Below are 13,023 nucleotides of genomic sequence, written 5' to 3' on the forward strand. Positions count from 1 at the left end.
CTCATTGTCATAGGTATTTGTCATAATGAACTTATTTATGACACTATTGATTTCAATAATAAATGAATATAATAAATCAACTTACATAACTCAATGTAGTGTTGAAATAAAAAGGAGTATAAAAATCATGAAAAAATTTTTAAAAATATTCAAGTGGATGGTCATTATCATGACAGCAAGCATAGTATTGTTTATTACCGTTAACCATTTTAATCCGGCCCCACTTTTAAAAGTTACAGGAGGTTTTCTAGGAGCTGAATACAGTTACGATGAGCGTGTTGAACAAACAGAAGAGGTATTAAGTGACAATACAAAAATATATAGAAATGTTGCCTATGCAAGTAATTCCCCTAATAATTATTTGGATATTTTTGTACCAGAAGGAGATACAACAACTACAAGACCAGTGCTTTTTAATATACATGGTGGCGGATATGCTTGGGGGGATAAAGTAGATAATGAAGAATTTGTTCAACACTTTGTTGATGAGGGTTACATTGTAGTCTCAATGAATTATGCTTTATCTCCTGATTATTTATATCCTGTTCCTATTATTCAAGCAACAGAAGCACTAGGGTATGTTGCTGAAAATGCAAAAAAATATGGTATCGATAATAATAACTTTGTGATCTCTGGTGAATCAGCTGGTGGACAATTAGCAGGCCAATTAACAATTATTCAAACTAATAATGAATATGCAGAAAAATATGGATTTAAGGTAACAAAGGATATTACAATAAAAGGAGTTATTTTAAATTGTGCCTTAATAGATATAAAACGTGTCGATAATACAGGTTTTGCATTTACAAACTGGCTTTTCGACGGTATGATTAGAGCTTATTTTGATTCAAATGAATTTGAAAGTACATCCGAGGTAGCTGAAGCAAATGTTATTGAAAATGTAAATGTGGATTTTCCAAGTACTTATTTAACTGAGGGAACATTTGCAACCTTCACTGATCAAGCATTAGATTTCGAAGAAAAGTTATCATCTTTAGGAATAGATGTTACATTATATATCACTCCTGAAGAATCGAATCTAGCACATAGTTATAATGGTGATTTTTCAACAGAGGAAGCACGATACAATATAGCTCAAGAGTTAGATTTTATGAAGAAGGTTACTCAGTAATGAAAAAATTCCAACCATACAGATTTAGTGGAACATTTTGTAAGAAATAATATTGTTTATTCAAAGTAAAATAAAATTTCATCATGAATTACTAATGGAAGTAATTATACATAGATTATTACTCACATTATAAGATTCCCTTTTAGCCATCCCTCTGAAAAGTGATGGCTTTTTAATTAAAATCAATTGATTTACCAAGCTTTAAGAATCTAATACTTGGTCAAAGTACGCTATCAACTTATCTAATCAGAAATAATAGCCGATTAACACTAATAAAGAAGATTTTTGTTCTCTTCATTTTTTTTATTTATTTGTTTAACTTTCCAATAAGTGTTTGGTCCATTACATTTTAAAGTGGCGTTTTTTGGTACTTGGGTAATTAGAAAAAGATTAAGTAGATCGAGTGATGATCCTAATGAGTTGAGTATGATAAAAATTTTTAATGTGGTTGTTAATAGCCCAAATACGCTTAAAATTAGTGGTAAAATCATTGAAATAATAACAAAAGGAGCAATTGAAATGATGATAAATCTTGACTTTGAAATCTCTTCTTCTGTTAGCACAAATGCCCCAAACCAGGTAAACCCTATATATGTTTTATTGGATTTAACAAAATTCGGAATGAAAATTAAATGAATTAATTCGTGAATTACTAACAGTAATACTAACAAAAAAATACTACTTAAATTAATAGTAATCGATATTTTATCAGGTTTTATTCCAAAATCGCTCAAAGAAATAGTGTTAAAGATTTTTATTATCCCAATAGAAATGAATGTAGAAACTATCATTAAGGGAGTAGATAACAAAATTGCACTTAATACATTCCTAGGCTCTTTCATTAAATTCCAATTGTCTCCCAACAATTCTACATGTACATTTGGATTACTTTTAGGCAATTTGTTTATTATTTTCACCATATCAACCCCATTCATATTTCTTTATATTAAAGCTTTCAAAACTCCAAAATAATACCATTTTTTTAGTATGAATGTCCAATGCTCTTGCCATATGCTGCTTGGATAGTTTAATAATACCACGAATCAAATTCATTTGGATGTTTATTTCCATTTTTAATAGCAATCAGGGGCTGTCAAGTTATGTTAACCAGTTAAAAAGATACTGGATTTCTAAATAAGCTGTTAAGCTAAATTTATATTTAAAATTGACACAAAAATCTCCATATGTAAATGATATACTAAATTTGTAAGTACAATTATAACTTGAAAGAGGGATTTTATATGTCCGAAAACAAGGGATTTATTAGGGATGGTTCTGAAAAGGATGTAAAATTTTCTGTGATAATACCCGCTCATAACGAAGAAAAGTATATAGGGGAATGCCTAGAATCAATTGCTAAGGCTGCACAATCTTATAAAAATCAAGTTGAAGTAATTGTTGTATTAAATCGTTGTACAGATAGAACAGAGGAAATTGCTAAGTCATACAATTGTGTGACTTTGGAAAATAACGATAAAAATTTATCCAAAATTAGAAATGCAGGAGCTGCACTAGCAAAAGGTGAAATCCTGGTTACCATTGATGCTGATACTCGAATGACAGAACACTTGTTATCAGAAGTTGAAAAGCACCTGGCTTCAAATCAATATATTGGTGGAGGCGTGAACGGAAATTTTGAAAGAGTTTCCCTAGGGATAATTGTTTCGACCATGCTATTGATTGTTCCCATATTGTTTAAATATGGATTTATTTCTGTAGGAATTTTTTGGTGCTATAAAAAAGACTTTCAGGCAATCAAAGGTTTTAACGAGAAGATGCTTATGGCAGAAGATGCTGACTTTGCAAAGCGATTAAAACAATGGGGTAAAACAAATGGAAAAAAATACGGGACAATTAAGAATGGAATGATTACTTCTTGCAGGCGATTTGACCATTATGGGGACTGGGTTTTACTTAAACGACCTGGTATGATTTTAGCTTATCTAAAGGGCAATAATGATAAGGCTGCTAATGAAGCCTATTATGACGATCAAGCAAGATGATAATGAAGTAAACATCAGTGTTTATATTAAAGGTATTAAAACAGATAACTAATATTAGTAGTTGTCTGTCTTTTTGTATTAAGAGTCGATTAGTGGTAAATATAGCAAATTACCCAGTAGTTAAAATACTGGATATTCCTAGAACTAAAAAAACAGATTTACGTTGACTAATTTATTATATACAACACACGCCAATTTCCTTAAAGTGTTAAAATAGGTTAAAAAAGGAGTGTACAAATGAAGGATTGCCCGAAATGTTTAGCACCTAATGCTTATAAAAAAATACATAAGGATGGTTATATTTCATATATTTGTGAATACTGTGGGTCCGCTATGGAAGATACTATGATTTTCCAAGAAGGAGAAGGTACTTCAATCACAGAAGATAATTTTACGGAAAATAGGTCACCTTCAACAACAATAATTAAAATCGAAAATGAGTCAAAAAGTAATAAGCCATTTATCCTATTACTAGTTCTACTACTCATTTTTTGTTCCTTACCATTTATAAGTAGTCGTTCTTTCCTTGACGATCTCAAAGAAATATTTAAGATTGAAAATAATGAAACAGAGGATTTTGATACGGAATATAGCATGAAAACATTTAATCCTAACTAACACTCTCCAAAAAAGTGGAAAAGTAAAAATGAAACAGTTTTTGGTAATTTAATTTCCCAAGAATCAAAAAATGACTAGGTAGCCCTTATGAATCGCTCTTTTGTCAAGTAGAAGGGAAATAGTATAAACATGTTAAGCGGCTTGAATCCTGAATTCTAAAGAGTTCAAGCCGTTTAACCGTTTATAAAAATGAATAATGTCATCAATTACCGTTTCTATGTTCTGCTGTAATTCTTTCAATCCATTTGTATCCCATGAGGAAATTTCGGAGCTTAGGTACCATCATAGCTCCATCCGATTCACAATGCTAATCCAATTTCCGAGGATTTTTTAAATAAATGAACCACCTTAAAATTGTTTCTACTGGTCCGAGTGAAAAGCGCTTTAAATAGTGTTGACTTGCCTTGAGCTGAATGCCATAAATAATGACCGATAAAAGGATTCCAACAAATATACCCAATTTCCCAAACAACCCAAAACCATACCCATAAAAAATTATTGTACAAATGATTGATTGCATTAAATAGTTTGTGAGCGATAATTTTCCAATGGGAGCAAAATAATAATTCATTGTCTTTTGATAGCGACTAAAAAGCCATGCGAATAAGGCAATATAACCTATCGCTAACACATATGTCCCTGTAGAATAAATAAATAAGCTGTATGGTGTGTCAAAAATAATGAACCCCTTCAGCAATAGCCCGACTGGTACGAGCAGCGCCACTTTTTTATAGGTTCTACTATTATTTTCTAGATGTAAAAATGCGCCCATTTTCGCCATCCCCATTCCAAACAATACAAATGGGCCGACTGCAAGAAAGCTTACACCAACAAAGAAAAGCCAGCCAATTGGTAGGATGAATAATAGTGAAAGGCCACCCTCTACAATGAATTCACCTAATCGTTGTGTTAATATTTCTGCATATGTACCGTTTTGATAAATCATAATTTCCGTATCTGTTAAAGGCTTTATAAGCTGCATGAAGCTGTTACCAAGAAAAGCTCCTACACTAAGGATTGATGTTAAAATGAACCCCCATACAAAATATGTTTTCACATTGCGCTTTAAAAAGAATAATAATAAAATGAAAAGTGTCGAGCCATACATTAATAAAACATCGCCTTCCCACAAAAGCGCAATATGCATTGCCCCTAATACAGTTAGGCCGACTGCTCGTCGAAATACAATATTTTTGTACTTTACCCCTGAAGCCTCTCGTGATTCAATCATTTTTATCAAAACATAACCAAATACAAAACCAAAAATCGGATAAAATGAACCTTCTACAAAAATTTTCACAAAATAATAGCTTACTTTATTAAGTCCACTCGCCGATTCAATAATTTCTACTCCTGATGAACCAAATTGGAAAGAAAGCATATTAGCTATTAATATTCCGATTAGGGAAAAACCTCTTAATGCATCCATCAGTTCCACACGTTCTACTTTCAATCTCTCACCTTCTTTTTATCATTAATTACTATACGAATGTAGAGAAGAATAGTTTCGTAATTATTGTAAAAAACTGTTTTATATACCAGAAAAGTAACTCTCTAATCTTTTAATAAGACTAATTTTTCCCTAATAAGTTATTAACTCCAATTTTTTGATTTCTGCAAATAATAAAAAACCACACCTTTTTAAAGATGCAGCAGTGTAGTGTTACGTAAGAACCACAAACATTCCTTTTAGGAAAATCATAATTAAACAAGGGTTTGTCTCTGAAAAGATTTGGGAAATTGATGGTTTGTCTGGGGAGATTTTAACCTAAGAGTATGAACAAATAATTTTCAATGCACAATAAGGCCGTATACTCATTTTAAAGTGAGTCCTGGTCATTTATTTACTAACTCATACAGCCAGTGTTGATTTAAAGTGGACACCCTATAAAAAAGTCAAAAAAAAAATTAGGACATAGCAAATATAAAAATTGCTATGTCCATTCAACTCAAAATTTGGCAAGAGAGGCTGCCGTTATTTTTGATTTCATCCAAAAGATTTATAAATTGGTGGCAAGTCGGTGGCAATCTCCATCTAGCTGATATAACCTTATGAACGCTGTTATATCAACATTACTTCGAATCATCCATCTTCAGCACAGCCATAAACGCCTCTTGAGGAACTTCGACTGAGCCTACTTGTTTCATACGTTTTTTACCTTCTTTTTGTTTATCAAGAAGTTTACGTTTACGAGAAATATCGCCACCGTAACATTTTGCTAAAACGTTTTTACGAATGGCTTTAATCGTTGAACGCGCTACAATTTTTTGTCCAATTGCAGCTTGAATTGGTACTTCAAATTGTTGACGCGGGATTAATTCTTTTAATTTTTCAACGATGACTTTACCACGTTCGTATGCAAAGTCACGGTGTACGATAAAGCTTAGTGCATCGACTTGTTCCCCGTTTAATAAAATATCCATCTTCACAAGTTTGGAAGGTTGATAGCCGATAAGTTCATAGTCGAACGAAGCGTAGCCCTTCGTATTCGATTTTAAATAGTCGAAGAAATCATAAACAATTTCTGATAATGGCATTTCATATATGATACTCACACGTGATGTATCAATATAATCCATTGTCATGAAATTACCACGCTTTAATTGACATAGCTCCATAACAGCTCCTACATAATCGTTTGGTACCATAATAGTTGCTTTTACATAAGGCTCTTCCACGCGATCAATTTTTTGAGGATCTGGCATAAATGATGGATTATCAACGTTTATTGATGTACCGTCTGTCATATGCACATGATAAATAACGGAAGGTGCTGTTGTAATTAAGTCAATGTTAAATTCACGCTCAATACGCTCTTGAATGATTTCCATATGGAGAAGCCCTAAGAAGCCACAACGGAAACCGAAGCCAAGTGCTTGAGATGTTTCTGGTTCATATTGTAATGCAGAGTCATTCAGCTCTAGTTTTTCTAATGCTTCACGTAAATCATTATATTTAGCTGTATCAATCGGGTATAAACCACAATAAACCATTGGATTTAAACGACGATAACCGGCTAATGGTTCAGCTGCTGGACGACTGGCAAATGTAACAGTATCCCCCACTCGAGTATCGCCCACATTTTTAATAGATGCTGTTAAATAACCTACATCACCAACTGTTAATTCAGTCTGTGGTACAACCTTTGGTGTATGTACCCCAACTTCAACCACTTCAAACTCTGCTCCTGTCGCCATCATACGAATCTTATCGCCAGCTTTGACAGTGCCGTTGACAACTCGAATAGAAATAATAACACCCTTGTATGCATCATAAACTGAGTCAAATATAAGAGCTTGTAGCGGTGCGTCTGGATCACCTGTTGGTGCAGGTACCTTTTCTACAATTTGCTCTAAAATATCCTCAATACCGATTCCTGCTTTGGCAGAAGCTAATACCGCTTCAGATGCATCTAAACCGATTACATCTTCCACTTCTTGACGTACGCGTTCTGGATCTGCTGCTGGTAAATCGATTTTATTGATTACTGGTAATATTTCTAAATCGTTATCAAGCGCTAAATAAACATTTGCTAATGTTTGTGCTTCAATACCTTGCGCTGCGTCCACAACTAAAATGGCACCCTCGCAAGCAGCTAAACTTCGTGATACCTCATATGTGAAATCGACGTGTCCTGGTGTGTCGATTAAATGGAATGTATACACTTCGCCATCTTTCGCTTCGTACTTTAATTGAACTGCATTTAATTTAATCGTAATGCCTCGCTCACGCTCTAAATCCATTGAGTCGAGTAGCTGTGCTTTCATTTCACGAGATGTTAAAGATTTCGTTTGCTCTAAAATACGGTCAGCAAGCGTTGATTTCCCGTGGTCAATATGTGCAATAATAGAGAAATTTCGTATATTCTCTTGTCGTTTTAAACGTGCTTCTCGGTTCATCTTTTCCACTCCTAATTAAACTATAATGAATTATACTATGAAAGATACGCAAAGTACAACAGCAACAAGACTAGAAAGCCTATAATATCAATACTTTTAAGTGTTTTTGCGGTTTTTATATTTTGCAAGATAAGGCGTATAAAAGCATGGATTTGGGGCTAAAGGGGTCTAGATTGGGGCCAATAAAATACGGCGAGCTATGTGCAGGATTGAGTGAGTGAGATAGATTGATGCTAATATTTTTTTAGTTAGTTCATTTAATAGATGTTATATGCACTCCCTTAAATAGAAATAAAATAAATTTATCTATTATATACAGATTTATATGAATAAGGTTTCGGCCATTAAAATACATATCCAATGATACCCATATTTATAAAGAAAATAAGCAAATTTTCAAATAGACTTTTGCAAAAGATATGGATGCAGAAAATATTAACTGTCGTTTATCCCAATTTGCTAAAGAAAATAATTTAGGTAGTCAGATAGCAATTATACACTAGTATCTAGTATATCTCGTAATCCAAAATAAATAAAAAAGAGTAGCGAAAATAAAAAAGACCAGGCTCAAATTAATTGAATACCTGGTAAATAATAAGAAGTTCTTCTAAATATCTTATAAGCATTTTATTGGTATATAAATAATTCACCTTCATTAACTACGTGTCAGTGACATCAATAAAAAATTTAATAACCATAATATATTTTGGCCCTTATTTAAAATTGGTCATTCATTAAGATTTTTTCTCTTCGAATATTTACCATCTTCAGAGTTGAATATATACACATGTTCTCTTGTGTATATATAGTACATTCCTAATTGTCCCTTTATTTCATTTTCTTTAGACAAATCAATTTCTTCAGATGTTTCCTTAATTATTATTTCTTTAGCTTCTAAATAAGTAAAATTAGGTAGATTATAAAAAATAATAAAGCTTATTAAGACTAGCCCTATAGGATAAATCATTAATAAAAGATTTGATATTTTATTAATCACTTTATCCTTACTAATTATAAAAACTACTAGAAGTAATAGACTAACTAATAAATTAGGTAACCAAGTGTTTGTATATTTAACAGTAAATTCATATTTATTTCCTATAATAAAAATTGTTATTGATATACAAACATGGATTGCCGCTAGTGCTATCAGTATTGTTTTCTTCATTATAGCACCTCACACCATTTAAATGTTACATGGGAAAAACACTTTTACCAAGCCCATGTAAATTCTTGTCTTGATGGTTCATGTCCTCTTGGATAAACAATATATCTATATTGTTTGATAGCCTATTCTATTAATATACTATGAAATCCATGTTGAAAGATTGTAAGTGTTATTGTAAAATCCCATATTTATTTTTTATTCGATCTAGTTTTTCTCTAATCGGTTTGGCAAGTAAGAGTAGAAAAATCACATTAGAAATTGCATAAATTATCATAAAGGGGACGGCGGAGGTCAGTGCCAGTGCATAAGCCTCCCAGCTGAAAACACCATACATGGATATTGTTCCCCAAATATCCATACCAAACGAAAAGAAGATACCTGCAAAAATACCAAATACAATAAGGGGAATTTTTTTATGCATCATACCCGTTTTTCCTAATAAACCAGCAATAAAACCTATCATTCCCCACATAAACATTTGAAACGGTGTCCAAGGACCTTGTCCAAAAAACATATTTGAAACTAATGCAGACATTGCCCCTGTTAAAAATCCTGCTTCTGCACCAAGTGAAAACCCTGTAATAGCTGTAATAGCTGCCACAGGCTTAAAGCCAGGTGTCACAACAAATAGGGCACGACCTGCTACTGAAATAGCTGACATCACAGCTATTACTAAAATTTCGCGTGGCTGTGGATTCCTACGCTCAAATGAAAGAAGGAATGGAATACACGCTAAAATCATAATTACAATTGAAATAAAATAATATTTTCGATCAGCAAATATTGTCATACCCACATATAAAGTAAGTGGAATTAAGACTAGGATGACAATGAGTGACATAATTAATCGAATGATTCTTTGCATAAAGTTACTACATCCTCACATGTAATGGCATTGCTTAATAGATCTCTTGATATTCGATGTGCAGCAGTTGTATAAAAATTGTTTCCACTATAAAATGCTCGCGGCTCTCCCTCAGATACGATACTACCATCGAAAAACAGGGCACATCTATTACTGTATTGTGCAGAAAATTCAATATCATGTGTCACCATAATAATTGTCATACCTTTAGCTTGTAAATCTTTTAAAATTCCTGCGAGTTCTTCCTTTGCATGTGCATCAAGACCCTTTGTCGGTTCATCTAACAGCAAAATTTTAGGTTCTATTAATAAAAGCTTTGCGAGTGCTAGCTTTTGCTGCTCACCACCACTTAAATCATACGGATGACGATTTAATAAATGAGTTAAATTGAACAATTGAATAGTTTCTTGAATTTTTGCTTCTGACACTTTATGTAAATGAGCCAACTCATTTAGCTCCTGACGCACCGTTTTTTGTACAAATAATGTTTTCGGATTCTGTGGTAATAATGTTAAATATTGTTGATACAATTGTTTATTACTGTAGCTTTTTAATGCCTTACTGAATAAAAATACTTTGCCATGATAAGGTTTTTGTAGCCCAGATAAGATTGCAAGAACTGTGGATTTTCCAGTGCCATTCCCACCGATTATCGTTACAAATTCCTGTTTCTTCACCTGCAGATTAAAATGATGGACTATATCCAAGCCGTTTTTTTCATAACGAAAAGCAATATCCTTTGCCTCTAATATAATATCTGTATCAGTTTTGGATGTTCTAGGTAGTGTGTTTGATGAGGTAAAGTTATATTGCTGATTACTAAGCCAGCGTTGTCCCTCACGAATAGTAAGAGGAATAGGCCCATTACCGTTCAGTAGGTGGAAAATCTTCGTAGCTGTTGGTAGTGCTGTAATCATGGCATGATTTGCTGGTAAAGCCTTTAACATTTCCTTAGGCAGACCATCAAATAAAATACTACCCTCATCCATAATTAGTACACGATCTGCGAGGGTAAGCACTTCCTCAAGACGATGTTCAATTAAAATAATTGTAATACCTAATTCTTTATTTAAACGATGCAGTGTTTGAATAAACTCCAATGCTGCTATTGGATCTAATTGCGATGTTGGTTCATCAAGCAACAATAATTTTGGCTGCATCACCATAATAGATGCTAAGTTTAATAATTGCTTTTGTCCGCCAGACAGCTCAGTTGTTTTATTATGAAACCATTTTTGAATGCCAAAGAAATTGGCCATTTCGGCTACTCTGCGTCGAATTGTTGGTGCATCTATCCCTAAGCTTTCTAACCCAAAAGCAAGTTCATGCCATACTTTATCTGTAACAATTTGGTTATCTGGATTTTGAAATACATAACCAATATCTGCTGCAGCAACTTCAGCATTTAGTTGCTCCAAGTCACAGTCTTTGTAGAAAATAGTACCTGTCATCGTTCCATGTGGGCGCAATTCTCGTTTGAAATGGCGCAGCAATGTACTTTTCCCACAGCCCGATTGCCCTATTAGAGCAATAAATTCGCCTTGATGAATAGTAAGATTCATATTTTTTAATATTGGATTTGTTTCATTAGGATAAGTAAAGCTTACATTGTTGATTTTAATGATCGCCATTTTAATGCCCCCCTAATTTCGATTGCTAATGGAATAGAGAGTAGAATGAAATAGCTACTATAAAATAGAATGCTTACGATATCCCATTTAATCGCTCCGAAAGTTGGATAAAAATAAAATGTTGTTGTGCCAATAAAACTTGCAGCTAAATTGCTAAGAAAAAGCAATATAATGATTGCCAAAACGTAGCCGTCCCGACGCTCAAAAATAAAGAGTGAAAAGGCAGTTCGCTTTTTGACACCGTAGCCACGAGCTTTCATAGAATCAGCTGTATCAATGGCATTATCCAATGCCCAAGTAATCAAAATTGATAAAATACGCACTATACATTTGATACGATGCCATAATGAGCCAGCTGTATAATCCATGCCGATTCCCTTTTGTGCTTGAACGATTTGCGTTAGCTGATGCTTAAAGCGCGGAACTAAACGTAATGAAATCGACAATGTTAGCGATAAAGCTGGCGACACTTTTCCAAACAAATAAATAAATTTATCTGATGTCATCACGACATTATAGCAGCTAAACCATAGCATAATAGCTACAATCATTGTGGCTATTGCGATTCCATACATAATTGCCTCTACAGTAAGCGCATTACCATTTATATAAAGCAATACAAGCTGCCCATTATGACTAATCATTGGATTAATAATCGCCATTAAGAAAAACAGAGGTACATATAGCTTCCAGTCTTTTAAAAAAGGCTGTCTTCGTAAAGCTGTATTTAAGCTTATCGCTGAAAAAATGGTAATAGCTAAATAGATTGGATGCATAAAAAACATGGATAAGCCGATAGCAGCGACAAAAAAAGAAAAAAGTACAATAGGATGATACGTTTCAAATGCCTTCATTAGTTACCATCCCAATCATGTCCTAAGTCGCGACCTAAATCGACAGTATAGTTCCATTCAATGATATCGCCATCTTTTAATACATATTGGCTACAGCCATAGTTCGGATAAACCCCGTTTACTTTATACATCCAACCACTTAATTCACCAGCACTAAATTCATACAAATGATTAATACCCTCTACATAAACACTGTTATAAATATTTTCGTTGGCTCCTTGATATTCCATTTGAATTTTATGCTCCTTCGTTGCACGCTGTAGCACATCCCAAACTGTATCTTTCTCAGACAACAGCTCGTATTTTGTTGGCTTTAGAATAATCCCGTTCTTTGGTACATATTTCTCGCTTTGTAAGGAAGGGTCTAACTTATTCCAATGCTTTAGTAATGTATCAACACGTATCGCTATTGTTACAGTACGTTTTTGCGGTGCTGGCTGTTGCTGCTTTTCTGTTTTAGAAGTAACTGTATTCGTTTTTTGTTTATCATTAGCTGGTTTTGAACTTGGTGATTTTGTGACTTCTTGCTTCTTCTCATCTTCTTGTTTTGGTTTTTGCTTTACTTCATTTGTTTCTTGCTGTGCTTTTTGCTCTTCTATTGTTTGTTGGAGCTCTTTGTCATTTCCCTTGAATAGTGCGTTGTCATCTACCTCAGGCTCCTGTAATTTCTGCTTTTCCTCGGCAGATTCACTTTCTACTGAGGGATTTTGTTCTTGTTCAGAAGTAGGATGGGGGTTAACGCTTCGTTCCTGCTCCTGCATCTGCTCGAATTTTTCAACTGTTTGAATATTACATGCTATTAAAAATATTGCTAGCAGTGATATTAGTAAGAAGTGTAAACCTTTTCTCATA

At 33.5% G+C, this 13,023-nt stretch carries 11 protein-coding genes; 3 read left to right on the plus strand and 8 right to left on the minus strand.

Annotation, left to right across the window (positions count from 1 at the left end; all coding sequences use genetic code 11):
• Positions 1-127 precede the first annotated feature (127 nt).
• On the plus strand, positions 128-1,132 hold the full coding sequence (locus tag QNH24_RS17490; protein ID WP_283868806.1) for an alpha/beta hydrolase: 1,005 nt from the start codon (positions 128-130) through the stop codon (positions 1,130-1,132).
• A gap of 269 nt (positions 1,133-1,401) precedes the next feature.
• Here QNH24_RS17490 and QNH24_RS17495 read toward each other — a convergent pair whose 3' ends face one another.
• On the minus strand, positions 1,402-2,052 hold the full coding sequence (locus QNH24_RS17495) for a DUF3267 domain-containing protein (RefSeq protein WP_283868807.1): 651 nt from the start codon (positions 2,050-2,052) through the stop codon (positions 1,402-1,404).
• Positions 2,053-2,373: 321 nt separating this feature from the next.
• Between QNH24_RS17495 and QNH24_RS17500 the strand changes: the two genes are divergently transcribed.
• Positions 2,374-3,135 carry a glycosyltransferase gene (locus tag QNH24_RS17500; protein WP_283868808.1) on the plus strand — a complete coding sequence of 254 codons (762 nt, stop codon included), beginning with the start codon at positions 2,374-2,376 and terminating at the stop codon, positions 3,133-3,135.
• A 237-nt stretch (positions 3,136-3,372) separates the two neighbouring features.
• Positions 3,373-3,753, plus strand: coding sequence for a hypothetical protein (locus QNH24_RS17505; protein WP_283868809.1), 381 nt, complete (start codon positions 3,373-3,375; stop codon positions 3,751-3,753).
• A gap of 307 nt (positions 3,754-4,060) precedes the next feature.
• On the opposite strand, the gene QNH24_RS17510 is transcribed toward QNH24_RS17505, so the two are convergent.
• The 7 genes from QNH24_RS17510 to QNH24_RS17545 form a co-directional block, all read right to left on the minus strand.
• The gene (locus tag QNH24_RS17510; protein ID WP_283868810.1) at positions 4,061-5,206 is read right to left on the minus strand and encodes a DUF418 domain-containing protein; all 1,146 of its coding nucleotides are present in this window, start codon (positions 5,204-5,206) and stop codon (positions 4,061-4,063) included.
• Positions 5,207-5,826: 620 nt separating this feature from the next.
• Entirely contained in the window at positions 5,827-7,653 is a 1,827-nt protein-coding gene (gene lepA, locus QNH24_RS17520; RefSeq protein WP_283868811.1) for a translation elongation factor 4, read from the minus strand.
• A 727-nt stretch (positions 7,654-8,380) separates the two neighbouring features.
• Positions 8,381-8,821 (minus strand): hypothetical protein, encoded by a 441-nt coding sequence (locus tag QNH24_RS17525; RefSeq protein WP_283868812.1) that lies wholly within the window; start codon positions 8,819-8,821, stop codon positions 8,381-8,383.
• Between the two features lie 169 nt (positions 8,822-8,990).
• Positions 8,991-9,686, minus strand: coding sequence for an ECF transporter S component (locus tag QNH24_RS17530; protein ID WP_283868813.1), 696 nt, complete (start codon positions 9,684-9,686; stop codon positions 8,991-8,993).
• A complete protein-coding gene (locus QNH24_RS17535; protein ID WP_283868814.1) occupies positions 9,665-11,317 on the minus strand; it encodes an ABC transporter ATP-binding protein in 1,653 nt (550 codons plus the stop codon). The genes QNH24_RS17530 and QNH24_RS17535 overlap by 22 nt, the downstream gene beginning before the upstream one ends.
• On the minus strand, positions 11,290-12,171 hold the full coding sequence (locus QNH24_RS17540) for an energy-coupling factor transporter transmembrane component T (protein WP_283868815.1): 882 nt from the start codon (positions 12,169-12,171) through the stop codon (positions 11,290-11,292). The genes QNH24_RS17535 and QNH24_RS17540 overlap by 28 nt, the downstream gene beginning before the upstream one ends.
• Positions 12,171-13,022, minus strand: coding sequence for a DUF4430 domain-containing protein (locus tag QNH24_RS17545; RefSeq protein WP_283868816.1), 852 nt, complete (start codon positions 13,020-13,022; stop codon positions 12,171-12,173). Before QNH24_RS17545 ends, QNH24_RS17540 begins: the two co-directional genes overlap by 1 nt.
• Between the last annotated feature and the right edge of the window lies 1 nt (position 13,023).

It is taken from the genome of Lysinibacillus pakistanensis (assembly GCF_030123245.1).
GTDB classification, from domain to species: Bacteria; Bacillota; Bacilli; order Bacillales_A; family Planococcaceae; genus Lysinibacillus; species Lysinibacillus pakistanensis.

Bases quoted from the DNA above. Each gene is read 5' to 3' on its own strand.
- QNH24_RS17490 (WP_283868806.1), top strand. From the start codon at position 128: ATGAAAAAATTTTTAAAAATATTCAAGTGGATGGTCATTATCATGACA.
- QNH24_RS17495 (WP_283868807.1), bottom strand. From the start codon at position 2,052: ATGGTGAAAATAATAAACAAATTGCCTAAAAGTAATCCAAATGTACAT.
- QNH24_RS17500 (WP_283868808.1), top strand. From the start codon at position 2,374: ATGTCCGAAAACAAGGGATTTATTAGGGATGGTTCTGAAAAGGATGTA.
- QNH24_RS17505 (WP_283868809.1), top strand. From the start codon at position 3,373: ATGAAGGATTGCCCGAAATGTTTAGCACCTAATGCTTATAAAAAAATA.
- lepA (WP_283868811.1), bottom strand. From the start codon at position 7,653: ATGAACCGAGAAGCACGTTTAAAACGACAAGAGAATATACGAAATTTC.
- QNH24_RS17525 (WP_283868812.1), bottom strand. From the start codon at position 8,821: ATGAAGAAAACAATACTGATAGCACTAGCGGCAATCCATGTTTGTATA.
- QNH24_RS17530 (WP_283868813.1), bottom strand. From the start codon at position 9,686: ATGCAAAGAATCATTCGATTAATTATGTCACTCATTGTCATCCTAGTC.
- QNH24_RS17535 (WP_283868814.1), bottom strand. From the start codon at position 11,317: ATGGCGATCATTAAAATCAACAATGTAAGCTTTACTTATCCTAATGAA.
- QNH24_RS17540 (WP_283868815.1), bottom strand. From the start codon at position 12,171: ATGAAGGCATTTGAAACGTATCATCCTATTGTACTTTTTTCTTTTTTT.
- QNH24_RS17545 (WP_283868816.1), bottom strand. From the start codon at position 13,022: ATGAGAAAAGGTTTACACTTCTTACTAATATCACTGCTAGCAATATTT.